This is a genomic window from Actinomyces howellii (genome assembly GCF_900637165.1).
GTDB lineage: Bacteria > Actinomycetota > Actinomycetes > Actinomycetales > Actinomycetaceae > Actinomyces > Actinomyces howellii.
Map to the genome: position 1 here is coordinate 2,492,443 of NZ_LR134350.1, position 25,364 is coordinate 2,517,806.

Consider the following 25,364-nt stretch of genomic DNA (forward strand, 5'->3'; position numbering starts at 1 on the left):
CTCCTCGCGGGCCGTGGGCTGTGGGGCCGGTCGTGCGGCCCGCGCTCCCGGCAACGCCTCCGTCGCTGACGCACCGTCGACACCGGCGCCCCTATCTGCCCGGTAAGGTGTACCCTAGGTAGTAAGTGGTTGATTACTTAGAGAGGTTGGGACGCCATGAGTGGAAGAGTCATCGTCCTGGGCGGCGGCATCGGAGGGCTCTGCACGAGTATCGCCCTGCGGCAGGTTGGTGTGGACGCGGTGGTGTACGAGCAGGCGCGCCAGTTCAGTGAGGTCGGCGCAGGCATCCAGGTCTGGGTCAAGGGCATGCAGGCACTCCGGCAGCTCGGTGTTGCAGGCGCCGTGCGGGAGGCGGGGGCGGAGGTGCATCATCACCGTTTCTTCAACGCGAAGGGGGCTCCGCTGTACTCGGCGGACCTGGCCGATCTCGCCCGCCGGACCGGCGCCCCTGCACCTGTGATGATCGCCCGCAGCGCCCTCATCGACGCCCTGGCCACCGGCGTCGACCCGGAGGCGGTACGCCTCGGGCGCCGTGTCGCCTCGGTCGAGCAGCACGACGACAAGGTGACCGTGCGGTTCGATGACGCCAGCTCCGACGAGGCCGACCTGCTCATCGCAGCGGACGGCATCAACTCGATGGTGCGCCGCCGGCTCTTCCCCGAGGTACGCATCCGGACCGCCTCCTACCGGTACGTGCGCTCGTTGGTGGAGCACCCGGCCCCGTTCGACCACCACGTGTTCGCGATGTTCTTCGGCCGCGGCAACCGCATCGCGGTCGGCGACTGCGGCTACGGGAGACTCTACTGGCTCGTTGGCCTGAAGAAGCCCACCGTGCCCCTTGACGGAGACCTTGACACGCTCAAGGTCGACCTGCTGCGCCGGTTCCAGACGTTCCCCGAAGGAATCGCGTCGGTGATCGAGGCCACCCCTGCGGACTCCCTCATCCATCACACGGTGCGCGACCTCGAACCGATGGAGACCTGGGGGCGTGGCCGCGTGCTTCTGCTCGGAGACGCCGCACACGCGACGACCCCTAACCTCGGACGCGGCTCGGAACAGGCCATGCTTGACGCGATCGAGCTCGCCGGCCTGCTGCGCAGCACCGACCTCGCCGACGCCGCGCAGCTGCGCCGGGTGCTGGACACCTACAGCCGGTCACGCCGGCCCGAGGCCGAGGCGCTGCAGCAGACCTCCTGGAGGATCGGCAACATCACCTCGTGGCAGAACCCGGTCATGACCCGGGTGCGCGACGTCATCATGAGCACCGTCGCCGGCCGCAAGCAGGTCGCGAGCATCCAGGCCCAGTTCACCGAGGCAGCCCGGATGCCGAGCACGGTCGGAGGCGCCTCGTGAGCGCCCCGGTCATCGAGTGCCGGAACGTCACCCGCAGCTACGGTCGTGGCGAGAACACGTTGAACGCAGTGGCAGGGGTCGATCTCAGCGTCGCAGCGGGCGAGTCGCTCGCGATCGTCGGGAAGTCCGGGTCGGGCAAGTCCACGCTCATGCACACGATGGCGCTCCTGGACCGCCCCATCTCGGGCGCCGTGCTCGTCCACGGCACTGAGACCGGCAACCTCAGCGGGCGGCAGCTGGAGCGACTGCGGAACCAGGAGTTCGGGTTCGTGTTCCAGCAGTTCTTCCTCATCGCCGGACAGTCCGTGCTGCACAACGTCGTCCTCCCACTGACCATCGCCGGTATCCGTCCGGCAGAGCGTCGTCGCCGTGGCATGGAGGTGCTCGAACGCCTCGACATGGCCGACAAGGCGAAGAGCCGTGCCGAGAACCTCTCAGGCGGGCAGAAGCAGCGCCTGGTCATCGCCCGCGCCCTCATCACGAACCCGGCGGTGATCTTCGCCGACGAGCCCACCGGCAACCTCGACGCCGCCACCGGGCAGATCGTCGAAGGCCTGCTGTTCGACCTCAACCGCGAGCACGGCATCACGCTCATCGTCGTCACCCACGACCCGGACCTCGCCGACAGGTGCGGCAGGCAGGCGATGATCCATGACGGACGCCTCACCACCCTCACCCCTGCCGCACCCACCGCCGTGGAGGAATCCCGATGAGAACGACGGACCTGATCCGCAGTGCCGCAGGCAACGTGCTGCGCAGCAAGCTCCGCACCGCGCTCGCGGGCATCGCCGTCCTCATCGGCTCCTTCACCCTCGTGCTCACCGTCGGTGTCGGCTCCGGGGTGAATGCCTACATCGCGGACACTGTCAACAGCATCGGGGCTCCGACCACGATGGAGCTCAGCCGTTCGGACGACACCGAGGACGGTGACCTTCCCGTCTACGACCCCAACGCGGGCACCGTCACCGGACCGGGGCTCAGCGGCACCGGGCTCGGCATCACCGAGCAACAGCTCGAGGAAGCTCGCGCCCTGCCCGGCGTGGTCAGCGTGGAGCCGATCGACACGATCCTCGTGGACTACGTTCAACGCCCCGGCCACGCACAGTATGCGAGCGGGCTCAACGCACCCCAGCACGACAACGTGTTCCAGATGTCGACGGGCACCGAACCCGACGACGAGAGCTCCGACTACGAGGTCGCAGTACCCCCGACCTACGTGACGGCGCTCGACTACGCGGACGAGGCCGCGATCATCGGGGATGAGATCGTCTTCGGGTTCCGCGACCAGGGCGGCAGCACCCATACCGTCACCGCCACGGTCACCGGTGTGATCCTGCCCAGTGTGGTCCCCGTGACCACCCCGGTCGGCAACGCCGCCCTCATCAACGACGTCGCCGACACGCAGGCCGCGGGCGGCGCGAGCACCGCCGCACCGATCGCCAGCGCGAGCCTCGTCTTCGACGTCGACCTCACCGAGGCCGAGGTCGTCCAGCTCAAGGACGACCTCGCCGCCATCGGACTGGAGGGGGCGACGGTCTCGGATCGGATCGGCACGTTCAAGGCCGTCATCGACGGGATCGTGCTCATCCTGGCGGCGTTCGCGTGCATCGCCCTGCTGGCCGCCTCCTTCGGCGTCGCCAACACCCTGCTCATGTCTGTCCAGGAGCGCACCCGTGAGATCGGGCTCCTCAAGGCCCTCGGAACCTCCAGCCTTCGCATCTTCTCGCAGTTCGCGCTCGAAGCGATCGTGATCGGGCTGCTCGGCGCACTGATCGGCGGCGGTCTGGCCGTGATCGCGGGAATGGTCGCCAACAGCATCCTCCAAGACGGTGTGCTCAGCACCCTGCCCGGTCTGAGCGTCTACGCCGCTGACCCCCTCACGCTGCTGCTCGTCCTCGCCGCGATCCTGGCGATCACGTTCATCGCCGGGACCGCTCCCGCGATCCGCGCCGCGCGCAAGGAACCCATCGAGGCCCTCCGGTACGAGTGACCGGGAACGCGTTCTCGGTACGCCGGGTGGGGTGGACCGCTCGTCTTTCGCCGGGCGTCGGCCACCGACGAGCGCGAGGTCCCGCGTGACGTGCCTGCCCGCTCGCACGCAGCCGTCTCGCCGGCCAGCCCCGGTGGCCAGCTGATGAGCCGCCGCACCTATGGTTCTGAGGGGACGCCCGGCTTCGCGCTGGAGACGGTCAGGGTCAGGTCCGGCCAGACCAGCCGGTGCGTCAGCCCTGGGGCCGGACGGTGAGGTCCTCCTCGGCGGCCTCGACATGCGGCGTGGTGCTGAGCCTCTCGATGAAGCAGGAGTTGCGGGACGGGTCATCGAGCCGCACGAGCAGCCCGCCGGACGCCGTGCCGACCTCGGTGACCGAGGTACCACAGGCGACGGCTGCCGCCTGGATCGGCTCGTGCATCGTGCTGACGACCTCGTCGACCTCCCCGGCGGCGAGGCGCTCGCTCAGCACCTGGTCGAGGGTGAGCACGACGCCGGTGGGTGGCGGACCGGTGGAGGCCTCGGCCTCCGGCGGAGTCGGTGACGTCGTCGCCGGCACCGGGCCGGAGGGGATGGGTGAGGCCGACGGCGCCGGCACATCCGGGTCCCAGGAGGTGAAGACGGCGATGCCGATGACGGCGGCGCAGATCATGGCCACGACCGTGACGAGGGGTGCCCCCGGCCACAGGCGGGTGTGCGGCCCGGTCTCGTCGTGGCCGGTGCTCGGCGGCGCTGTCGTGGTCATCGCGTCCTCATCAGTGTCGTGCGTGTCCGTCCGCCCCTTGCCGTACCGGCCGCGGACCGGGGCACCGACCCCTCTGTCCCTGCCCACCGGGTGATCACTTGCAGGCGTCACGGCAGCGGTAGAAGTGCCGGCTCGCCCCGGTGTCGTCTTCGGGCTCGGTCACGGCGCCGTCATCGGCTTGGGCGGCCTTGACGGCGGCAGCCGCGTCGACGACCCCGGCTCCGCAGCCGTCGCGGTCACAGCCCGCCATGGGCTGGGCGGACTCCTGCAACAACGTGGTGACCTCGTCTCCTGTCATCTCCGGATCGAGCGAGAGCAGCAGCGCAATCGTCCCGGCCACGTGCGGGGCCGCCTGGCTGGTGCCCTCCATCCATCCGTAGGCCGGCTCGGCGGGCGTGGTCGGGGAGGCGTCGAGCAGTGAGAGGATGCCCTCGTCCGCCTCGATGTCGCCGCCGGGGGCGGACAGGTCGACGCCGGTGCCGTAGTTCGAGTAGTAGGCGCGGTTGCCAGTGGTGTCCGAGGCGCCGACCGTCAGGACGTTGTCGCATCCGGCGGGGCTGACCTCCGCGACGTCGGTGTCCTCATTGCCTGCGGCGGCCACGATGATCGAGCCGCGCGCGACAGCGGCGTCGATGGCCTTCTGGTAGTAGGTCGGGCAGAGCCCCACACCCCCCAGGCTCAGGTTGATGACCTGCGCCGGGTTGGGGTTGGTCGGCACGCCGTTGACCTCGCCGCCCGATGCCCAGGTCAGGGCGTCGATGATGTCGGTCGAGGTCCCCCCGCAGCGCCCCAGCGCCCGCACCGGCAGGATCCTGGCGCCAGGAGCCACGCCGGCCACCCCGATCGAGTTGTTGGTGGAGGCCGCGATGGTGCCAGCGACGTGGGTACCGTGCCAGGACGAGGGCCGGTCCTCATAGCCGTCGCCGCACTCGACGGCCGTGGCGTAGTCGCCCATGTCGGTCGGGTCCTCGTCGCGACCGGTGTCGTCACGGGCCGTCCAGGAGTCGGAGATGAAGTCGTACCCGGGCAGGACCTGACCGGCCAGGTCCGGGTGATCGGGTAGGATGCCGGTGTCGATGACCGCCACGGTCACGCCCTGCCCGGTCGATGCCGACCATGCGTTCGTCGCGTTGATCCCGTAGGCCTGGGAGGTCAGGTCCCACTGCCTGTCGAAGTACTCGTCGTCCGGGACGTTGTCCTCGGAGTCGGCCAAGGTCGTCATGTGCAGCTCGGGCTCGACCGCTTCGATGCCGTCGGTCCCCTCGAGGGCGGCAGTGAACTCGGTGATCTGCTCAGGCGTGAGCGCCTGGCTCAGCGCCACCGAGGCGACGCCCCCGGCGTGGGCCGTCACGGCCTCGACCGCGACCGACGCCCCCTGGGCGGCCGCGTTGAGCGCCTCCCGGTCCTCACTGGGCAGGGAGTCGACGATATCGGTGCCGTAGGCCTGCGCCGCCTCGATGACCTCGGCGGCCTTCGTGCCCTCGGCGTAGGTGACGACGAAGCGGTCCCGCCGCGCGTCCATGGCCGTGCCGAGCCCGACACCTTCCGAGGGCGAGGGCGTCGCCTCCTGGCCGTCCGACCCTGACAGCCTGGGGACGACGAACAAACCGGCTGCGACGACGATGACGGCGGCCAGGAGGCTCGACGTGATGATGAGGGCACGGCGGTGCGAGGAACTGCGCATGATCAGCTTTCGTTGGCGGGATCCCCCGGGACCCCCGGGACAGGGACAGCTCCGGATCTGAAGCAAGTCGATTGTGTCACGCCGCAGCGCCGATCGGCGCGACAGAGCCCGAGATACCACGGGGGAGACCAACCCACCCTCAAGTGTCGTTCCGACGGCCACGCTGCCGTGACGCACGCCACCGCTGTCGCGCTTGACTGGAACGCGGAAGATGGGGCTAGAGTACCTCCCGCTGCCTCGGCGGGACGTGGTCCCGAAGAGTGCGGCGCCACCGGAGGTGGGCGGAGTCCCTGAGAAGCTCGACATGCTGCGACGGGTGCTTCCCAATGGTTGAGGAGATGAGGGTCACGGAATCCTTGGCTTGACCAAAGGAAAGCGATCTGCTTAATCTAGTCCGGCCGCCCTGAGGGGATCAGCGAAGCGGAAATCCGCTTTACTGGGAGACTTGGTGGGTGTGTTGTTTGAGAACTCGATAGTGTGTCATGTTTTTTATGTCATGTTTTGTTCTTCTGGGGTCTGGTTCCTGCGCGGTTGTGTGGGGGCTGGGTTCTGGGGGGATGTTTTTGTTTGGGTTCAGGTTTTTGTTCTCTGGACTGTTTTGTTTTGTTTGGAGAGTTTGATCCTGGCTCAGGACGAACGCTGGCGGCGTGCTTAACACATGCAAGTCGAACGGGCTGCGCCTGCCCTTGTGGTGGGTGTGGTTAGTGGCGAACGGGTGAGTAACACGTGAGTAACCTGCCCCTCACTCCTGGATAACCGCTTGAAAGGGTGGCTAATACGGGGTGTTCTGGTCCTGCTGCATGGTGGGGTTGGGAAAGATGCACTGTTAGGGTGTTTTTGGTGGGGGATGGGCTCGCGGCCTATCAGCTTGTTGGTGGGGTGATGGCCTACCAAGGCGGTGACGGGTAGCCGGCCTGAGAGGGTGGACGGCCACACTGGGACTGAGACACGGCCCAGACTCCTACGGGAGGCAGCAGTGGGGAATATTGCACAATGGGCGGAAGCCTGATGCAGCGACGCCGCGTGAGGGATGGAGGCCTTCGGGTTGTGAACCTCTTTCGCCAGTGAAGAAGGCGCTCCTCGTTGTGGGGGTGTTGACGGTAGCTGGATAAGAAGCGCCGGCTAACTACGTGCCAGCAGCCGCGGTAATACGTAGGGCGCGAGCGTTGTCCGGAATTATTGGGCGTAAAGAGCTCGTAGGCGGCTGGTCGCGTCTGCCGTGAAATCCTCTGGCTTAACTGGGGGCGTGCGGTGGGTACGGGCCGGCTTGAGTGCGGTAGGGGAGACTGGAACTCCTGGTGTAGCGGTGGAATGCGCAGATATCAGGAAGAACACCGGTGGCGAAGGCGGGTCTCTGGGCCGTTACTGACGCTGAGGAGCGAAAGCGTGGGGAGCGAACAGGATTAGATACCCTGGTAGTCCACGCCGTAAACGTTGGGCACTAGGTGTGGGGGCTCTTTCCGGGGTCTCCGCGCCGTAGCTAACGCATTAAGTGCCCCGCCTGGGGAGTACGGCCGCAAGGCTAAAACTCAAAGGAATTGACGGGGGCCCGCACAAGCGGCGGAGCATGCGGATTAATTCGATGCAACGCGAAGAACCTTACCAAGGCTTGACATGTTCCGGTCGCCCGCGGAGACGTGGGTTCCTCCTTGTGGGGCCGGTTCACAGGTGGTGCATGGTTGTCGTCAGCTCGTGTCGTGAGATGTTGGGTTAAGTCCCGCAACGAGCGCAACCCTTGTCCCGTGTTGCCAGCACGTCGTGGTGGGGACTCGCGGGAGACTGCCGGGGTCAACTCGGAGGAAGGTGGGGATGACGTCAAATCATCATGCCCCTTATGTCTTGGGCTTCACGCATGCTACAATGGCCGGTACAGAGGGTTGCGATGTCGTGAGGCGGAGCGAATCCCTTAAAGCCGGTCTCAGTTCGGATCGGTGTCTGCAACTCGACACCGTGAAGTCGGAGTCGCTAGTAATCGCAGATCAGCAACGCTGCGGTGAATACGTTCTCGGGCCTTGTACACACCGCCCGTCACGTCATGAAAGTCGGCAACACCCGAAGCCCGTGGCCCTACGGGGAGCGGTCGAAGGTGGGGCTGGTGATTGGGACGAAGTCGTAACAAGGTAGCCGTACCGGAAGGTGCGGCTGGATCACCTCCTTTCTAAGGAGCTGTGGCTGGTGGCCTGCTGGGTGTGTGGCCTGCGCGTGGTGCGTGGGCGCCTGGTGGGCTGGTGGCCCGGATATCGTGGCATGAGGAACCGCTGACCCTCCTGCTGCCCCCGCCTGGTGTGTGGGGGTGTGGGGGGTTGGTGCCTGACTGGTTCGTGTGTCTGCTTGTCCTGCCTGTGTGGTGGGGTGGTGGGTGCGTGGGCTGGTCGGGGTGGCACGCTGTCGGGGTTCTGGGGCGGTGCGCCCTGGTGCCTGGCTGCTGGCCCTGTCCCTGTGGGGGGTGGGTGCTGGTGGTGTGGGTGGGTTGGTTGTGAACTGTATAGTGGACGCGAGCATCTTTCTTTGGTCTTGCCGCGGCCGTGTGGTCGTGGCGGACCGTGATTGTTTTGTTGGTTTGTTGTGTTGTTTGTTTCTATGAGCGTTCGGTGGATGCCTTGGCATCAGGGGCCGATGAAGGACGTGGTGGCCTGCGATATTCCTCGGGGAGCCGGCTGACGGGCTGTGATCCGAGGGTTTCCGAATGGGGGGACCCGGCGCCCGTCATGGGGCGTCACTCGTACCTGAATTCATAGGGTGCGGGGGGTGACGCGGGGAAGTGAAACATCTCAGTACCCGCAGGAGAAGATATTCCGTGAGTAGTGGCGAGCGAAAGCGGATGATGGTTAAACCGTTGTCGTGTGATACCCGGCAGGGGTTGCGGCGGCGGTGTTGTGGGGCGTTCCTGTTCCTGGTCTGCCGGCTGGGTGCGTAGTGATCAATCTGGTGGGTAGCCGAACCCCTTGGGACGGGGGGCCGTAGTGGGTGAGAGCCCCGTAGGTGAAACCTGCTGGACTGCGTGGGGGCGTTCCCGAGTAGCACGGGGCCCGTGGAATCCTGTGTGAATCTGCCGAGACCACTCGGCTGCCTGAATACCTCCTGATGACCGATAGCGGATGAGTACCGTGAGGGAATGGTGAAAAGTACCCCGGGAGGGGAGTGAAAGAGTACCTGAAACCGGGCGCTTGCAAGCCGTCAGAGCCCGCCTGTGCGGGTGATGGCGTGCCTTTTGAAGAATGAGCCTGCGAGTCAGTGGCGTGTCGCGAGGTTAACCCGGTGTGGGGGAGCCGTAGCGAGAGCGAGTCCGAAAGGGCGCCACAGTGGCACGTCCTGGACCCGAAGCGGGGTGATCTACCCATGGCCAGGTTGAAGCACGTGTAAGAGCGTGTGGAGGACCGAACCCACCTAGGTTGAAAACTGGGGGGATGAGCTGTGGGTAGGGGTGAAAGGCCAATCAAACTCCGTGATAGCTGGTTCTCCCCGAAATGCATTTAGGTGCAGCGTCGCGTGGTCCCGGGCGGAGGTAGAGCTACTGGGTGGCTGATGGGCCCCACAGGGTTACTGAGGTCAGCCAAACTCCGAATGCCGTCCGGTCGAGCGCGGCAGTGAGACCGCGGGGGATAAGCTCCGTGGTCGAGAGGGAAACAGCCCAGATCGCCGGCTAAGGCCCCTAAGCGTGTGCTAAGTGGGAAAGGATGTGCGGTCGCGCAGACAACCAGGAGGTTGGCTTAGAAGCAGCCATCCTTGAAAGAGTGCGTAATAGCTCACTGGTCAAGTGGTCGTGCGCCGACAATGTAGCGGGGCTCAAGCACACCGCCGAAGCCGCGGACCTGCAGCGTGGACCTTACGCCGCCGCCTGTTGGTGGTGGTGTCAGGGGCTGTGGGTGGTAGGGGAGCGTCCTGCACCGGGTGAAGCCTCGGAGTGATCCAGGGGTGGACGGTGCGGGAGTGAGAATGCAGGCATGAGTAGCGATACTAGGGTGAGAAACTCTAGCGCCGAATGACCAAGGGTTCCAGGGCCAGGCTAGTCCGCCCTGGGTGAGTCGGGACCTAAGGCGAGGCCGACAGGCGTAGTCGATGGACGACGGGTTGATATTCCCGTACCGGCGTAGTACCGCCCATGCTGACGCGCGGGTGCTGACCCACGCCGCTGGTCGCGTGCGGGCCCTGTGGTGCCTTCGGGTGCTGTGGGGTCCTGCGGCTGGTGGTCTGGGGACCCTCCGTGCAGGTAGGCAAGCGTGTTAACAGGGGTGACGCACAGTGGTAGCCTCGCGGGCCTGATGGCTTGGCCCGTTCAAGCGCGCAGCCCGTCTCCCAGGCAAATCCGGGAGGCAGCCCCCCTGTGGGGGCAGAGGTGAGGCGTGATGGTGACCCCACCGCTGGTGGGGGAAGCAGGGTGATCCTGGGGTGCCGAGAAAAGCCTCGACGCGATGGTACGAGCCGCCCGTACCCTAAACCGACACAGGTGGTCGGGCAGAGTATGCCTAGGCGCACGAGATAATCATGGTTAAGGAACTCGGCAAAATGCCCCCGTAACTTCGGGAGAAGGGGGGCCCGAGCCCTGAAGCCCCGTCGCGGGCTAGGGGTGAGGGCCGCAGAGACCAGGGAGAAGCGACTGTTTACTAAAAACACAGGTCCGTGCGAAGCCGCAAGGCGATGTATACGGACTGACGCCTGCCCGGTGCTGGAAGGTTAAGAGGAGCCGTCATCCCCACGCTCGTGGGGTGCAGCGGTGAATTTAAGCCCCAGTAAACGGCGGTGGTAACTATAACCATCCTAAGGTAGCGAAATTCCTTGTCGGGTAAGTTCCGACCTGCACGAATGGCGTAACGACTTCTCCGCTGTCTCGACCATGAGCTCGGCGAAATTGCACTACGAGTAAAGATGCTCGTTACGCGCAGAAGGACGGAAAGACCCCGGGACCTTTACTATAGCTTGGTATTGGCGTCCGCTATGGCTTGTGCAGGATAGGTGGGAGACCGTGAAGCCGTCACGCCAGTGACGGTGGAGTCGTCGTTGAAATACCACTCTGGCCATGGCGTGCGCCTGAACCTCGGCCCGTGATCCGGGTCAGGGACAGTGCCTGGTGGGTAGTTTAACTGGGGCGGTTGCCTCCTAAAGAGTAACGGAGGCGCTCAAAGGTTCCCTCAGCCTGGTCGGCAACCAGGTGTTGAGTGCAAGTGCACAAGGGAGCTTGACTGCGAGACCGACGGGTCGAGCAGGTACGAAAGTAGGAACTAGTGATCCGGCGATCCCGAGTGGGTGGGTCGTCGCTCAACGGACAAAAGGTACCCCGGGGATAACAGGCTGATCCTGCCCAAGAGTCCATATCGACGGCATGGTTTGGCACCTCGATGTCGGCTCGTCGCATCCTGGGGCTGGAGCAGGTCCCAAGGGTTGGGCTGTTCGCCCATTAAAGCGGTACGCGAGCTGGGTTTAGAACGTCGTGAGACAGTTCGGTCCCTATCCTCTGCGCGCGCAGGAGACTTGAGAAGGCCTGTCCCTAGTACGAGAGGACCGGGACGGACGAACCTCTGGTGTGCCAGTTGTCCCGCCAGGGGCACGGCTGGTTGGCTACGTTCGGAACGGGTAACCGCTGAAAGCATCTAAGCGGGAAACCATCTTCAAGATAAGGTCTCCGCACCACCCCCGGGTGGTGGAAGGCCCCCAGCAGACCACTGGGTAGATAGGCCGGACGTGGAAGCGGGGCAACCCGTGCAAGCCGACCGGTACTAATAGGCCAACACAAACAACACCCCAAAAAGCAAACCACGAAGCACACGCGCGTCCACTATACGGTCCACGACCAACCCCCCCCACGCGGGCACACAACCCCACCACCACCACACGGTCGGCCAGGGGGACCGCACCACACAACACACCACCCACACCAGGTGGTAGCCCATAAAGAACGTCTCGGTGGTCACAGCGGGAGGGACACGCCCGGCCCCATACCGAACCCGGAAGCTAAGACTCCCAGCGCCGATGGTACTGCACCCGCCAGGGTGTGGGAGAGCAGGACACCGCCGAGCACACACCACAGTCAGGCCCGGACCGACACCACGTCGGCCCGGGCCTGACCCACACCCACCCACACCCACACCGAGCACCCACCCAACCCGACAAGCACCACGGGGCGGGAGCTGCCCGCCTCGCTGTTAGGATGCCGCGGTGGGGCAGCGAGATACCTCGGTTGATATCGCCAAGGGCGTGGCGATCGTGGCGATCGTCGTCGGTCACGTCCTGCGCGGACTTCGGAGCGCCGGCATGGTCGACAATGACGCGACCTGGTTCGTCACGACCGACCGTGCGCTGTACATGGTTCACCTCGCCGTCTTCGCGGCTGCCGCCGGCCTTATGGTCCGCGGGAGCCTCATGCGGCGCGGCACCCACGTCTACCTGCGCGAGCGCTGCGGTGACTTTCTGTGGGTGTACGTCGTGTGGAGCATCGCTCAGGGCCTCCTCCAGTACGTGCTGTCGAGCCTCGTCAACACCTCCCGCGGCCTGGCCTCCGTGTTCACGCTGTGGATCCCGACGAACCAGATGTGGTTCATCCCCTGGATCGCCCTGGTCACCGTCGCCGCGTCGGTGGCGCAGCCGTGGCGCTCACGTCGTCGCGCGGCATTGTCCGTCACGGGCGCTGCGGTCGTCAGCCTCGTGTCCTGGGGAGCGTTCGGACCCTTCATCTTCGTCCAGGGCCTCGGGCTGTCGATCTTCTTTTTCGCGGGAGCCACCCTCACCCATGCGGGATACGCACGGATCCGTGATGCTCTGGGAGGCAGGGGAGCCGTCGTGCTCCTGTCCGTGAGCGCCACGGTCTACGCGCTGCTCATCGTGCTGGGAACAGCGGCAGCCCCGACGACGACCCGCTATGAGCGCACCGTCCTGACCATCGGTCAGGGCGTCGTCTGCGCCTGCGCGGGGGTGCTGGCGGTCATGGCGCTCTCGATCCTCCTGGCCCGCACGAGGGTGGCAGGCCGGGTTCTGGTCTACCTGGGGAGGCGGTCGATGCCGATCTTCCTGGCGCACACGATGGCCTTGGCCGCGACCAGGATCGGTCTGACTCGGCTCGGGGTCGACGACGTCCTCGTCCAGGCGGTGGTCGGTACGCTCGTGGGCGTTCTCGGCTCCGTCCTCCTGTGGCGGGTGACATCCGCCCGTGTCCCGTGGCTCTGGCAGGCCCCGGCGGCGCTCACCGGACGGTGAGCCGGTCGGCCTCCGGATGACGCTCGGGCCGACAGGACCGGGAGGGGACTCAGATCCACGAGGGCAGGAGCATGTGCCGGTGCCAGAACTCGTAGGTGACGGTCTGCCCCGTCCAGATCGGCCACCACAGGGAGGCGAAGACAAGGGCCGCGATGACGATGACGGCGGTGAGCGCGAGTCCCTCACCGTGCAGGCGCCACGACGGCACCCCCGTCCACTCCTCCGGGAGCCGGAGCCGGGTGGGGTACCGACCGAAGCCGAGGTAGGCGGCGATCGGACCGCGAGGATGAGGGCGGCCCTCACCGATGCTGCCCCGCTCGATGCCCCGAGCCTCCTCAATCGCCTCCCGGCTGCCCGGGACGGGCGTGAGCATGCCTGAGGCGGAGCCCAGGACGAGGGTGAGCACGAGGACGACCGCAGGCACGAAGGCGACGGTGTAGAAGGTGAAGATCGTGCGGTCCAGGTACCGGAACCAGGGCAGGTAGAGCCCGACGTAGGCGATGAGGGGGACCCACGCCCGCCAGTCACGGCTGCGCCACGCCATCGCGCCGACGGCGATGACCAGGGCGGGCAGCGCAGCCCACCACACCGGGATGTTGCCGATCGACGTGATCGCCGCGATGCAGTGGTCGGTGGGGCAGGCAGCCCCCTCGAGCTCCTCGGCCTCCGGCCAGTAGAAGGAGGTCGGGCGCAGCTGGAGGAGCCAGCCGAACGGGCTCGACATGTAGGGGTGCTCGGAGGAGAGATTGACGTGAAAGTCGTACATCGTGATGTGGTATTCGACGAGGTCGTTGAGCCCGTCAGGCAGGAACGACCTCGGCACGGGGTCCCCGTTGGCACGGATCTCGGCAGCCCAGCCGTGCTTGTACGCCTTGTCGTGGATGAACCACGACCACCAGCCCGCGACGTAGACGAGGACAGCCACCGGCACGAGCCGCAGGAAGTCGCCCACGCCCCGGGCGATGACGCCCTCGAGGAACCACGCCTTGGCCTTGACCCGGCGCAGGGCCAGGGTGTCCCACACGACGACGAGGACCCCGACCGCGGCCAGGAGGTAGAGACCGGACCACTTGATCGAGCAGGTCAGACCGAGACTGACCCCGGCTGCGAGCAGCCACGGTCTCAGATGCGCCCGAGGCGCGAGGTGGTCGGGCATCGTGCCGTCGAGGTCCCGGGCCAACCTCGCGCGTGACCACTCCCGGTCACGCACGAGGCAGTAGACCGACAGCAGGCCGAACAGGCCGATGAACCCGTCAAGCAGCGCGATCCGGGACTCGGTGATCGCGACACCGTCAAGGGCGAGCAGCAGGCCGGCCAGCCCCGCCAGCACGGGAGACCGGGTCAGTCGCATCGTGAGCCTGGCCAGGAGGACGACGGTGAGAATGCCGGCGATCGCCGGAACGATGCGCCACCCCAGGGAGTTGACGCCGAAGACCTCCATCCCCAGCCCGATGAGCCACTTCCCCAGCTGAGGGTGGACGATGTAGCTCGGGTCGGTGGTCAGTGCTGAGACGTCACCCGCGGCGAAGAGCTCGTCGGCGCCCTCGGACCAGGAGGACTCATACCCGTTGTGCCACAGCGCGTAGGCGTCCTTGGCGTAGTAGATCTCATCGAACATGAGGGTGCGTGGGTGGCTCAGGCCGATGAGACGGGTCAGGGCCGCCACCGCTGCGACGGCGGCCGTCACGATCCAGCCGTTGACCCGGACGGCCCTTGGCAGGCTCCATCCCCTGGGCATGAGCCCGAGCATGGTGCGCAGCTCGTCCTCCGAGCGCGCCACGGGGCCCGCAGGCGGCGCCTCCTCGGCGTCCTCGACGGCGGCCTCGTCGGCGGCCTCGTCGTCCGCGCCCTCGGAGGACGCGGACGGAGCCTCGGAGGACGCGGAGGCGGGAGCCGTCTCCTCCGCGCTGTCCCCGGGGGCGTTGCCGTTGTCTCCGCCCTCGAGGTGCTCGCCGCTGCCGCCCTCGGGGTCGTCGCCGTTCTCGTCGCCCTCGAGGTGCTCGCGGTCCTCGAGGTCGTCGCTGCGGTCTGCGGGCACGGTGCTGTCAGGGCTCACGGCGGTGAGTCTAGGACGACCGTCATACTTGGGCCATGAACGAGCCCACTGCCGCGTCGGGATCCTCGGGCGCCGGGGACCCGCGGGCCCTGCCGCACGGCACGATCATCCTGGCGGCCACGCCGATCGGCAACGTCGGGGACGCATCCGTGAGGCTGCACCAAGCCCTCGAGCAGGCCGACGTCGTCGCCGCCGAGGACACCCGGCGCCTGCTCAACCTCGCCCAGCGGATGGGGGTCCACCTCGGTGGGCGGCTCATGGCCCTGCACGAGCACAACGAGCGTGAGCGCTCCGCCGAGCTCATCGACGCCGCCCGGCAGGGGCGGACGGTCGTCGTCGTCTCCGACGCGGGCACGCCGGGGATCTCCGACCCCGGGTACCGCCTCGTGCGTGCCGCAGCCGAGGCCGCTGTGCCGGTGACCACGCTTCCCGGCCCCTCCGCGGTGCTCGCCGCCCTCAGCCTCTCGGGCCTGGCCACCGACCGCTTCACCTTCGAGGGCTTCGTGTCCCGGAAGGCAGGCGAGCGCCGCAGGCAGCTCGAGGCCCTCGCCCACGAGAGCCGCACGATGGTCTTCCTCGAGTCCCCCCGCCGCGTCCACGCCACCGTCACCGACATGGCCGAGGCCTTCGGGGCAGAGCGTCCCGCGGTGCTGTGCCGCGAGCTGACCAAGACCCACGAGGAGGTGCTGCGCTCCGACCTGGCCGGCCTGGCCGCGCGCACCGCCCACGAGGTCCTGGGCGAGATCGTCATCGTCGTGGCCGGCGCCCGCCCGCCCGCGGCCGACCCCGCGACCGCCGGTGCCGCGGCACTGGACCTGGCTGCCCAGGGGCTGCGCCTCAAGGAGGCGGCCGCCCGGGTCGCGCAGGAGGCGGGCCTGCGGCCCAACGAGGTCTACCGCCAGGCCCTCGAGCTGCGCGGCCGGTAGGGTGAGTCCGTGACAGGCACGACAGGCACGACAGGCACACAGGACCCGACGGCGCCCGCCGGCACCGACGCACGAGCCCTCGTCGTCGTCGACGTGCAACCCACCTTCTGCGAGGGCGGTGAGCTCCCCGTCCAGGGCGGTCACGCCGTGGCCAGGGCGGTGGCCGACTACCTGCGATCCCATGAGGGGGACTACGCCCTGGTCGTCACCACCCAGGACTGGCACATCGAACCCGGCGACCACTTCTCAGCCCACCCCGACTACGTCGACTCCTGGCCGCCCCACGGGGTGGCAGGCACCGAGTCCGCCGAGCTCCACCCCGCCCTCGAGGGCCTGACGATCGGGGCCCGGGTGAGGAAGGGCCAGTACGCCGCCGCCTACTCGGGCTTCGAGGGGAGCACCGAGGACGGACGCAGCCTCGAGGAGGTCCTGCGCTCCTCGGGCGTCGGAGCTCTCGACGTCGTCGGCCTGGCCGAGTCCCACTGCGTCAAGGACACGGCGCTGGACGGGGTCGCGCGAGGATTCGTGGTCCGGGTCCTGACCGACCTCACCGCGCCCGTCAGCCCCGAGCTCGGACGTGCGGCGCGTGAGGCGTTGCGCGAGGCCGGGGTGCTGCTCGTCACCTCTCAGGAGGCATGAGCCAGGTACGTCGGTCCCTCAGGGGGTGTCCTGCGGAGGCGGGACGGGCCGGTAGGTGACCTGCTGGGGTGCGATGCCGTACGGGCTGCCAGCACCGGCCCCCGGTGGCTCGGACGGCGGCGGCGTCCCTCCGGCCCAGGTCGTGCCCCAGCCGCTCGTGCTCCCGGGCGCCGGCGGGTCGTGCGGTCCGCCCGATCCGTACGGGGCCCCACCCGAGACGACCTGGCGGGTGAGGCGCCGCCTGGCCCGCAGGCGCAGGACACCCATGGCGATCAGCCCACCGGGAGCCAGGATGGCCCCCACGGCGATGGCCACCAAGGACAGCATCCACAGGTAGACGTTGCGGTCCCCTCCGGCCGCCTGCCAGCTCTCGTTGATGTGCGTCAGCTTCGAGGCCTGGCAGGTCAGGGTGTAGGTGCCCGCCGAGGCTGCCTCGAAGGTGAGGACCTGGGAGGCGGGCTCACCGATGTCCTCCGGGTCGTTGAGCACGGGCACCGACGCTCCGCTCGGATCGGAGACGGTGCACTCCAGCGAGGTGTCCTCGGAGTACAGGCCGTAGGTCGTCCCCGCCTGGAGCGTGTAGTGGGCGGCCGTGCCGTTGATGGGCACCCTGACCGACGCCTCCTCGTAGGCGTCGTCCAGGTGGAAGGCGACGGCCACACCCGCCACGCCCGCGATGACGAGGGCGACCCCGATCCCGAAGATCACGGTCACCCGCGCCAGGCCCGGCACCGTGCCGCGGCCCCGGCCCGGCCCGGCAGGCACCCCTCCTGTGTGCGGGACCGGTGCCGACATGCTCTGCTCCCGGCTCCTCACGCCGCCGGCCACTGGTCGGGACCGACGCCCGAGTACTGCGCCGCGACGCGCTGGCGGACGACCTTCCTGTTGTTCGAGACACGCACGATGAGCCAGATGCCGCCGGCCAGGAACAGAGGCGTCCCGATGATCAGGAGCGCGATGCCGACCATCATGACCACGCTCATCCTGAGGACCGTAGACTCGTCGATCAACGTGCTCACCGCCACGACGCTGGAGGACGACGAGGAGCATGAGATCGTGTGCGGCCCGGTGACCTCCGGTGTGAAGTAGGCGAGGAGGTTGAGCCTGTCGACAGTGACCGACCAGGTCGGAGCGGCCACCGGGAGCTCGGTGCCGTCGGGGTCCACGACGGTGCAGGTGGCGGACGTCTCGCTGTAGAGGCCGTACTCGGTGCCCGCCTCGAGCTGCGCCGTCGCCGATCTGTTGGTCGGGAAGGCGGACATGGACGACGCCGTGTCGTAGAGGTAGATGACAGGGATCGTGAAGGCCAGAACTCCCAGGAGGCCGACGACGACACCGCTGACGAGCAGGATGATCGGGGCCTTGAGCCCCTGGGGTGCTCCGGGCGACGGGGTCGGGACCTGGGCATAGGGGTGCTGGGGAGCGTAGCCCCCGGGGCCGCCCTGGGCGCTCTGGCCGTGCGCCCACTGGTACCCCGCTGGGGCGGCGGGCTGCGGGGCCGGGCTGCCGTAGGGGCCTGAGGTCGACGGCGGGCCGTAGGCCGGGGGATAGGACATGGTCGCTCCTCGAGACGTTCCTTCAGGGCGTTCCCCGTCCCGGTGCTGTCCGGGGTGCCGGGGACCACGATACGGCGCTCGCGGTCGACGGGCCACGACGGGCGCGCGACGGCTGATGGCGGCTGATGACGGCCGATGACCGCCGATGGCGGAGCATGACACCTCCCGGGGAGCGGATAAGGTGGCCCCATGAGCCACATCCTGTCCGCGGTCGCCTGGCCCTATGCCAACGGGCCGCGTCATATCGGTCATGTCGCCGGCTTCGGCGTGCCCTCCGACGTCTTCTCCCGCTACATGCGCATGGCGGGCCATGACGTGCTCATGGTCTCGGGCACCGACGAGCACGGCACACCGATCCTCGTGGCTGCCGACGAGGAGGGCGTGAGCGCCCGTGAGCTCGCTGACCGCAACAACCGGCTCATCGTCGAGGACCTCGTGGCGCTGGGCCTGTCCTACGACCTGTTCACCCGCACGACCGCCGGCAACCACTACGCCGTCGTCCAGGACATGTTCCGCACGGTGCGCGACAACGGCTACATGATCCAGCAGGTCACCCGCTCGGCGATCAGCCCCTCGACGGGCCGGACCCTGCCGGACCGCTACATCGAGGGGACCTGCCCGATCTGCGGCAACGACGCCGCCCGCGGTGACCAGTGCGACGCCTGCGGCAACCAGCTCGACCCCACCGACCTCATCTCCCCCCGCTCGCGCATCAACGGCGAGACCCCCGAGTTCGTCGAGTCGACCCACTGGTTCCTCGACCTGCCCGCCCTCGCCCAGGCCCTGGGGGCCTGGCTCGACGAGCGCGAGCAGTCAGGCACGTGGCGCCCCAACGTCATCCGCTTCTCCCAGAACCTCCTGGAGGACATCCGACCGCGCGCGATGACCCGCGACATCGACTGGGGCATCCCGGTGCCCGGCTGGGAGGACCAGCCCTCCAAGCGCCTGTACGTGTGGTTCGACGCCGTCATCGGCTACCTGTCCGCCTCCATCGAGTGGGCCCGGCGCAGCGGCGACCCCGAGGCCTGGCGCGCCTGGTGGAACGACCCCCAGGCCCTGTCCTACTACTTCATGGGCAAGGACAACATCGTCTTCCACTCCCAGATCTGGCCCGCCGAGCTCCTCGGCCACAACGGACAGGGCTCCCGCGGCGGCGAGCCCGGGGCGATGGGCGTGCTCGGCCTGCCCACCGAGGTGGTCTCCAGCGAGTTCCTCACGATGGAGGGCAAGAAGTTCTCCTCCAGCCACGGCATCGTCATCTACGTGCGTGACTTCCTGTCCCGCTACCAGGCCGACGCGCTGCGCTACTTCATCAGCGCCGCGGGCCCGGAGACAGCCGACGCCGACTTCACGTGGGCGGAGTTCGTGCGGCGCACCAACGGCGAGCTCGTCGCCGGATGGGGCAACCTCGTCAACCGCACCGCCACCATGATCCACAAGCGTTTCGGGGCGGTGCCCGCCCCCGGGCAGCGCGAGGACATCGACCAGGCCCTGCTGGACTCGATCGAGGAGGGGTTCTCGGTCGTGGGCGGGCTCATCGCCCAGCACCGGCAGAAGGCCGCCCTCGCCGAGGCGATGCGGCTGGTGGGGGAGGCCAACAAGTACATCGCCGACACCGAGCCCTTCAAGCTCAAGGGCGAGGAGGGCTCCAGCGCCTGGCTGCGCCTGTCGACCGTCCTGCACACCCTGGCCCAGGCGGTCGCCGACCTCAACCTCATGCTCTCGCCCTTCCTGCCCCACGCGGCCAACGAGGTCGACAGGGTCATGGGCGGCGCCGGCCGTATCGCCCCGATGCCGCGCATCGAGCAGGTCGACGAGCTCGACGCCGAGGTCCTGCCCGAGGCCTTCGCCGGACGCACCGGCTACCCGGTCATCACCGGCGACTACACGACCGCCCCGACCTGGGGGCGTCACGAGGTCGCGGTCGGGACCCCGGTGGGCAAGCCCTCCCCGGTCTTCGTCAAGCTCGACGAGGCCGTCGTCGAGGAGGAGCTGGCCCGCTACGCCGCGCTCGTGCCCGACGCCCCCACCCAGCCGTGAGCCGCGCCTGGCCGCCGGTCGACGAGCTCGATGCCCTGCCGCTGCCCGTCACCGACAACCACTGCCACCTGCCGGTGCCGGGCCGGCCCCCCGAGGGGCCGGGCTCGCACGACCCGCTCAGCGCCGCCGAGCTCGTCGACCGCGCGGCCGCGCTCGGTGTCACCCGGGTCATCACCTCGGCCTGTGAGACCCCGACCTGGGAGGGCAGCATCGAGCTGGCGCGCAGCGCACCGGGCGTGCGCGTGGCCCTGGCGGTCCACCCCAACGAGGCCGTCCTCCACGCGGGGGTGCGCGAGGTCGGCCCCGACGGGCTGGCCCCGGACCTCCACGAGCACCACGACGAGCCCCTCGAGGAGGCCATGGGCCGCCTCGAGGCCCTCGTACGCGACAACCGGGACGTCGTCGTGGCCGTCGGCGAGAGCGGGATGGACCTGTTCCGCACGGGCCCGGCCGGCGCGCGCGTCCAGCGCGCCGCCCTGCGCGACCACATCGCCCTGGCCAAGGAGCTCGACCTGCCCCTGCAGATCCACGACCGGGACGCCCACGCCGAGTGCCTCGAGGTGCTCCTGGCCGACGGCGCCCCCGAGCGCACCGTCTTCCACTGCTTCTCCGGAGGGGAGGCGCTCGCCCAGGCCTGCGCCGAGCACGGCTGGTACGCCTCGGTGGCCGGACCGGTGACCTACCCGGCCAACAGGGCGCTGCGCGAGGCCCTGGCGCGGGTGCCCGACGAGCTGCTCCTCGTGGAGACCGACGCCCCCTACCTGCCGCCCCACCCGTGGCGGGGCCGCCCCAACGCCTCCTACCTCATGGGCGTGACCGTGCGGTTCCTGGCCGCTCAGCGGGGGCTGGGCACCGAGGCGATGTGCTCGCGTCTGCGTGCCACGACCGAGGAGGTCTACGGGAACTGGATGTGATCGACTCCATGGCGCGTCGTCCGGAAGTCAGTTAGCGTGCTGGCAGTCGCCGATCGTTAGGACATCGAACAGTGGGTCGTCACAGTCAATCCAGCTCCCTGAGCACCACGCTCGTCGAGCTCGGGGCCCTTGCCTCGAAGAGCCTGAGCAGCACCTCCTCCGCCCCCTCGGGCCGTCGCCGCGCCGAGGGCCCGGCGAAGACCTCCGTGGGACCGGTGGTCTACCGCGCTGGCGGCGTCGCCGCCGCGCTGTCGCTGGCGGTGTCCGGTGGCGCCTACGCCGCCACCCAGATGGGCGGTCAGGACGTGCGGCCTCTGAGCGAGGAGCAGGTCCTGCTCGACGCCATCGGCGCGCAGGAGACCGGCAGCGCCGCCAGCGCCGAGGGCTCCGCCTCCCAGGAGGCCGGATCCGAGGGCCTGACCGTCGGCGGGGAGTCGGTCTCGGTGAGCACCGAGGTCCAGGAGACTACCGAGGCCCACGGGACGGTGGAACAGCAGACCGACGAGCTGCCCGAGGGTGAGACGAAGGTCGCCACCGAGGGCGTCGACGGCGTGACCCGCACGACCTACCAGGTGACGCGCAGCGGTGAGGAGGAGGTCTCCCGGGAGACGGTCTCGACGGTTGTCGTCACCCCCAAGGTCGACGAGGTCGTTCTCGTGGGCACCGGCACCGCCGCGACGACCACCTCCTCGGCTGGCTCCGCGACGACGACCACCGCCTCGGGTGACGGCACGACAGCCGCCTCGGCCAAGAGCATCGCCCAGTCGATGATGGCCTCCCACGGGTGGGACGACTCGCAGTTCTCCTGCCTCGACAGCCTCTGGGAGCGGGAGTCGAACTGGAACTACCAGGCGCAGAACCCCTCCTCGGGCGCCTACGGCATCCCCCAGGCCCTGCCAGGATCGAAGATGGGCTCGGTGGCCGCCGACTGGGCGACCAACCCGACGACCCAGATCACGTGGGGCCTGGGCTACATCGCCGAGCGCTACGGCAGCCCCTGCTCGGCCTGGGCCCACTCGGAGTCCGTGGGCTGGTACTGAGCCCCCACTGCCCCCTACTATCGGCCGTCGGGCGAGTGACGGGCCGCGTACCCACGCGTGGCCGTGCTGTGCGCGCGCTGTGGAAACCGTGTGTCAGAGGTCTCCTCGCGCGGCCGAATCGTGAGCGATCCCATTGCCGGGGCTTGTCAGGGTGGGCTACGGTTGCGTCCGCTCTGCCAACGGAAGGATGCCTCATCGTGGGACTGACCCCCGACACCGAGCCCGTCGCGGCCGCCCCGGACGCCCAGGCCCCTGGGCGCCGCCGACTGACCCCCGCCGTCGCCCGCGCCGGCGCCATCGCCGCCGCGTTGTCGCTGGCTGTCTCCGGCGGTGCCTACGCGGCGGTGCGCGCCGCCGACCAGGACGTCGCCCCCATCAGCGAGTCGCAGGTGCGCCTCGAGGCCATCGGCTCCTCCCCGAGCGCGGACGCCACCGCGGCTGAGGGCCTGGCGGTCCAGGGCCAGGCCCAGACCGTCACCACCGAGGTCCAGGAGACCACCGAGCCTCACGGGACGGTGGAGCAGGAGACCGACGAGCTGCCCGAGGGTGAGACGAAGGTCGCCACCGAGGGCGTCGACGGCCTGACCCGCACGACCTACCAGGTGACGCGCAGCGGTGAGGAGGAGATCTCCCGGGAGACGGTCTCGACGGTTGTCGTCACCCCCAAGGTCGACGAGGTCGTCCTCGTGGGCACCGGCACCGCCGCGAGCACCGAGACGACCGACTCCGCCTCCTCGGAGCCGGCAGCCTCCTCTGGCTCGACGGGATCCTCGTCCTCCGCAGGCTCCTCGACGGGCACGACCCCCACGACCTCCGGCGGCCTCACCGACGGGTCGGTGTGGCAGCAGCTCGCCGAGTGCGAGTCCGGCAACAACCCGGCGGCCAACACCGGCAACGACTACTACGGCCTCTACCAGTTCTCGCTGCGCACGTGGCGCGCGATGGGCGGGACCGGCTACCCCCACGAGGCCGACGCCGCCACCCAGACGGCCATGGCCCAAAAGCTCCAGGCCCAGTCCGGCTGGGGCCAGTGGCCCGCCTGCGCCGCCAAGCTCGGCCTCCTGTGAGCGCACCGGCCACCTGAGCCCGGCACCGACCCCGGTCCGTGAGCGCCACGTGGGTCCCGTCCCCGCCGAGGGGACGGGACCCACGTCGTGACGGCCCTGCCGGGCCGGCGCCGTCGCGGTTGACGGGGGTGCCTGGCGCTACCCTGTCATCATGCCCGACTCCTCCACGACCCGGTCGGGCCGAGACGGCCGCGGCCTGCTCGGCCCCGCGGACGTCCGCGGCCTGTGCACGGCCCTGGGCGTGCGGCCCACCAAGACCCTGGGGCAGAACTTCGTCCACGACGCCGGCACGGTGCGGCGCATCGTGCGCTCGGCGGGGGTCGGCCCCGGCTCCATCGTCCTCGAGGTCGGCCCGGGCCTGGGCTCGCTCACCCTGGCGCTCCTCGAGGCCGGTGCCTGCGTCACCGCCGTCGAGATCGACCCGGTCCTCGCGCGCGCGCTGCCGGTGACCGTCGCCCAGCGGATGCCCGAGGCCGTCGAGCGCCTGGCCGTCCTCGAGGCCGACGCCATGAGCGTGACGGGCCCCGGGGCGCTGGGACCCGCGCCCGGCGCAGCCGCCCCCGGGGCGCTTCCGGCCATGCTCGTGGCCAACCTCCCCTACAACGTCGCGGTGCCGGTGCTCCTCACCCTCCTGGAGGCCCTGCCCTGCCTCGAGCGCGCCACGGTCATGGTCCAGGCGGAGGTCGCCGACCGCCTCGCCGCGGCCCCCGGGTCCCGGACCTACGGCGCCCCGAGCGTCAAGACCGCCTGGTACGCCCGCGCCCGGCGCACGGCCACCATCGGGCGCACCGTCTTCTGGCCGGTGCCCAACGTCGACTCCGCCCTCGTCGAGCTCGTCCGCCACGACCCCCCGACGACCCCTGCGACCCGGCAGCAGGTCTTTGCCGTCGTCGACGCCGCCTTCTCCCAGCGCCGCAAGACCCTGCGCAAGGCGCTGGCCCCGCTGGCCGGGGGACCAGGCGCCGCCGAGGAGGCCCTCCGCGCCGCGGGCATCGACCCCGGTGAGCGCGGGGAGAGGCTCGACGTCGCCTCCTTCGCCGCCCTCGCCCAGGCCCTGGCGGCCGCCGGGCACCTGTCAGCCCCCGTACGCCGACCCCGGGAGGACCGATGAGCCACCTGCACGCCGTCCCTGGGGGGCAGGCTCCGCCACAGCGCTCGGGCTCAGCCACCTCGGTGCGCGTCGAGGCCCCCGGCAAGGTCAACCTCTTCCTGTCGGTGGGCGCCCTCGGCGCGGACGGCTACCACCCCCTGACCACCGTCTTCCAGGCGGTGCGGGTCGTCGAGACCGTCACCGCCCGGCGTCAGGCCCTCGACGCCCGCGGCGCCGTCACCCTCAGCCTCGAGGAGCCCGACGCCTCCGTGCCCACCGACGCCTCCAACCTGGCGGTGCGCGCCGCCCTCGTCCTGGCCGAGGCCACCGGCGTCGAGGAGGGCGTCGACCTGCTCGTGCGCAAGCGCGTGCCGGTGGCCGGAGGGATGGCCGGCGGGTCGGCCGACGCCGCCGCGACCCTCCTGGCCTGCAACGTCCTGTGGGGTACCGAGCTCGACCAGGCCGAGCTCGTCGAGCTCGCCTCCCGCCTGGGTGCTGACGTCCCCTTCCCCCTGCTCGGCTCGACCGCGGTGGGTCACGGCCGCGGCGACCGTCTCACCCCGCTGATGACGCGTGGGACCTACCACTGGGTCTTCGCCCTGGCGCACACGGGGTTGTCGACGCCGGCCGTCTTCGCTCGCTTCGACCAGATGCCGCGAGCGGTCGCACCGGCCGCCACGGAGGTGCCCGCGGAGCTGACCAACGCCCTGCGCTCGGGGGACCCGGCCGCCGTGGCCGCCCACCTGCGCAACGACCTGGCCCCGGCGGCCCTGTCCCTTCGCCCCGGGCTCGCCGAGGTCATCGACGTCGCCGAGTCCGCCGGTGCGCTGCGAGCCATCGTCTCGGGCTCGGGACCGACGGTCGCCGCCCTCGTGCCCGACGGCGCCACCGCCGCCCGGGTGAGCCGGGCGCTCGAGGACTGCGAGCACGTGGCGGGGACCCTGCGGGCCGACGCCCCGGTCGCCGGCGCCCGGGTGGTGGGCTGATGGCGCGCGTCCACGGGCCGCGGGGCGAGCAGCCGGTGGCCGGTCGCAGCGGCCTCCACGACGCCCCGGGCCCAGGCGGTGCCGGTCCTC

At 69.3% G+C, this 25,364-nt stretch carries 16 protein-coding genes, 3 rRNA genes and 1 pseudogene; 15 read left to right on the forward strand and 5 right to left on the reverse strand.

Annotation, left to right across the window (positions count from 1 at the left end; all coding sequences use genetic code 11):
- Positions 1-156 precede the first annotated feature (156 nt).
- From EL245_RS10470 to EL245_RS10480, 3 genes are read left to right on the forward strand one after another with little or no spacing between them, the layout of a single operon-like run.
- Positions 157-1,353, forward strand: coding sequence for an FAD-dependent monooxygenase (locus tag EL245_RS10470; RefSeq protein WP_126383080.1), 1,197 nt, complete (start codon positions 157-159; stop codon positions 1,351-1,353).
- Positions 1,350-2,066 carry an ABC transporter ATP-binding protein gene (locus tag EL245_RS10475; RefSeq protein WP_126383081.1) on the forward strand — a complete coding sequence of 239 codons (717 nt, stop codon included), beginning with the start codon at positions 1,350-1,352 and terminating at the stop codon, positions 2,064-2,066. Before EL245_RS10470 ends, EL245_RS10475 begins: the two co-directional genes overlap by 4 nt.
- Positions 2,063-3,343: an ABC transporter permease gene (locus EL245_RS10480; RefSeq protein WP_126383082.1), complete on the forward strand. Its 1,281-nt coding sequence runs from the start codon at positions 2,063-2,065 to the stop codon at positions 3,341-3,343. Before EL245_RS10475 ends, EL245_RS10480 begins: the two co-directional genes overlap by 4 nt.
- 232 nt (positions 3,344-3,575) lie before the next feature.
- Here the strand turns inward: EL245_RS10480 and EL245_RS10485 are convergent, their stop codons facing one another.
- Together EL245_RS10485 and EL245_RS10490 are read right to left on the reverse strand one after the other, a co-directional pair.
- Positions 3,576-4,088, reverse strand: a complete 513-nt coding sequence (locus EL245_RS10485) for a hypothetical protein (RefSeq protein WP_126383083.1) — start codon at positions 4,086-4,088, stop codon at positions 3,576-3,578.
- 94 nt (positions 4,089-4,182) lie between these two features.
- A complete protein-coding gene (locus EL245_RS10490; protein WP_126383084.1) occupies positions 4,183-5,772 on the reverse strand; it encodes a S8 family peptidase in 1,590 nt (529 codons plus the stop codon).
- A 604-nt stretch (positions 5,773-6,376) separates the two neighbouring features.
- Here EL245_RS10490 and EL245_RS10495 point away from each other — a divergent pair.
- The 4 genes from EL245_RS10495 (at position 6,377) to EL245_RS10510 (ending at position 12,960) form a co-directional block, all read left to right on the forward strand.
- Positions 6,377-7,930: ribosomal RNA gene (locus EL245_RS10495) — 16S ribosomal RNA — on the forward strand.
- A 410-nt stretch (positions 7,931-8,340) separates the two neighbouring features.
- A 23S ribosomal RNA gene (locus EL245_RS10500) occupies positions 8,341-11,509 on the forward strand.
- A 160-nt stretch (positions 11,510-11,669) separates the two neighbouring features.
- A 5S ribosomal RNA gene (gene rrf / locus EL245_RS10505) occupies positions 11,670-11,786 on the forward strand.
- The 16S, 23S and 5S rRNA genes sit together here, the layout of an rRNA operon.
- A 139-nt stretch (positions 11,787-11,925) precedes the next feature.
- A complete protein-coding gene (locus tag EL245_RS10510; RefSeq protein WP_126383085.1) occupies positions 11,926-12,960 on the forward strand; it encodes an acyltransferase family protein in 1,035 nt (344 codons plus the stop codon).
- Between the two features lie 556 nt (positions 12,961-13,516).
- On the opposite strand, the pseudogene EL245_RS10515 reads toward EL245_RS10510, so the two are convergent.
- A pseudogene (locus EL245_RS10515) lies at positions 13,517-14,710 on the reverse strand (dolichyl-phosphate-mannose--protein mannosyltransferase); the annotation flags it as partial.
- A gap of 341 nt (positions 14,711-15,051) precedes the next feature.
- Here EL245_RS10515 and rsmI point away from each other — a divergent pair.
- Positions 15,052-15,942: a 16S rRNA (cytidine(1402)-2'-O)-methyltransferase gene (gene rsmI / locus EL245_RS10520; protein WP_126383086.1), complete on the forward strand. Its 891-nt coding sequence runs from the start codon at positions 15,052-15,054 to the stop codon at positions 15,940-15,942.
- A 9-nt stretch (positions 15,943-15,951) separates the two neighbouring features.
- Positions 15,952-16,581 (forward strand): isochorismatase family protein, encoded by a 630-nt coding sequence (locus EL245_RS10525; RefSeq protein ID WP_126383087.1) that lies wholly within the window; start codon positions 15,952-15,954, stop codon positions 16,579-16,581.
- Between the two features lie 18 nt (positions 16,582-16,599).
- On the opposite strand, the gene EL245_RS10530 is transcribed toward EL245_RS10525, so the two are convergent.
- Entirely contained in the window at positions 16,600-17,376 is a 777-nt protein-coding gene (locus EL245_RS10530; RefSeq protein ID WP_126383088.1) for a hypothetical protein, read from the reverse strand.
- Positions 17,377-17,393: 17 nt separating this feature from the next.
- Positions 17,394-18,137, reverse strand: coding sequence for a hypothetical protein (locus EL245_RS10535; RefSeq protein ID WP_126383089.1), 744 nt, complete (start codon positions 18,135-18,137; stop codon positions 17,394-17,396).
- 189 nt (positions 18,138-18,326) lie between these two features.
- Between EL245_RS10535 and metG the strand changes: the two genes are divergently transcribed.
- The 6 genes from metG to EL245_RS10565 all read left to right on the forward strand — a co-directional run bounded on the left by metG (position 18,327) and on the right by EL245_RS10565 (position 25,274).
- The gene (gene metG / locus EL245_RS10540; protein ID WP_126383090.1) at positions 18,327-20,177 is read left to right on the forward strand and encodes a methionine--tRNA ligase; all 1,851 of its coding nucleotides are present in this window, start codon (positions 18,327-18,329) and stop codon (positions 20,175-20,177) included.
- The gene (locus EL245_RS10545) at positions 20,174-21,091 is read left to right on the forward strand and encodes a TatD family hydrolase (protein WP_126383091.1); all 918 of its coding nucleotides are present in this window, start codon (positions 20,174-20,176) and stop codon (positions 21,089-21,091) included. Before metG ends, EL245_RS10545 begins: the two co-directional genes overlap by 4 nt.
- A gap of 71 nt (positions 21,092-21,162) precedes the next feature.
- Complete coding sequence (locus EL245_RS10550; protein WP_197719408.1) at positions 21,163-22,131, forward strand: aggregation-promoting factor C-terminal-like domain-containing protein; 969 nt, start codon at positions 21,163-21,165, stop codon at positions 22,129-22,131.
- A 197-nt stretch (positions 22,132-22,328) separates the two neighbouring features.
- Positions 22,329-23,198 (forward strand): resuscitation-promoting factor, encoded by an 870-nt coding sequence (locus EL245_RS10555; protein ID WP_232009726.1) that lies wholly within the window; start codon positions 22,329-22,331, stop codon positions 23,196-23,198.
- 151 nt (positions 23,199-23,349) lie between these two features.
- Complete coding sequence (gene rsmA, locus EL245_RS10560) at positions 23,350-24,309, forward strand: 16S rRNA (adenine(1518)-N(6)/adenine(1519)-N(6))-dimethyltransferase RsmA (RefSeq protein WP_126383092.1); 960 nt, start codon at positions 23,350-23,352, stop codon at positions 24,307-24,309.
- On the forward strand, positions 24,306-25,274 hold the full coding sequence (locus EL245_RS10565) for a 4-(cytidine 5'-diphospho)-2-C-methyl-D-erythritol kinase (RefSeq protein ID WP_126383093.1): 969 nt from the start codon (positions 24,306-24,308) through the stop codon (positions 25,272-25,274). The genes rsmA and EL245_RS10565 overlap by 4 nt, the downstream gene beginning before the upstream one ends.
- The last annotated feature ends 90 nt before the right edge of the window (positions 25,275-25,364 follow it).

Bases quoted from the DNA above. Each gene is read 5' to 3' on its own strand.
- EL245_RS10565 (WP_126383093.1), top strand. From the start codon at position 24,306: ATGAGCCACCTGCACGCCGTCCCTGGGGGGCAGGCTCCGCCACAGCGC.
- EL245_RS10530 (WP_126383088.1), bottom strand. From the start codon at position 17,376: ATGTCGGCACCGGTCCCGCACACAGGAGGGGTGCCTGCCGGGCCGGGC.
- EL245_RS10485 (WP_126383083.1), bottom strand. From the start codon at position 4,088: ATGACCACGACAGCGCCGCCGAGCACCGGCCACGACGAGACCGGGCCG.
- EL245_RS10490 (WP_126383084.1), bottom strand. From the start codon at position 5,772: ATGCGCAGTTCCTCGCACCGCCGTGCCCTCATCATCACGTCGAGCCTC.
- rsmA (WP_126383092.1), top strand. From the start codon at position 23,350: ATGCCCGACTCCTCCACGACCCGGTCGGGCCGAGACGGCCGCGGCCTG.
- EL245_RS10470 (WP_126383080.1), top strand. From the start codon at position 157: ATGAGTGGAAGAGTCATCGTCCTGGGCGGCGGCATCGGAGGGCTCTGC.
- EL245_RS10535 (WP_126383089.1), bottom strand. From the start codon at position 18,137: ATGTCCTATCCCCCGGCCTACGGCCCGCCGTCGACCTCAGGCCCCTAC.
- rsmI (WP_126383086.1), top strand. From the start codon at position 15,052: ATGAACGAGCCCACTGCCGCGTCGGGATCCTCGGGCGCCGGGGACCCG.
- metG (WP_126383090.1), top strand. From the start codon at position 18,327: ATGAGCCACATCCTGTCCGCGGTCGCCTGGCCCTATGCCAACGGGCCG.
- EL245_RS10480 (WP_126383082.1), top strand. From the start codon at position 2,063: ATGAGAACGACGGACCTGATCCGCAGTGCCGCAGGCAACGTGCTGCGC.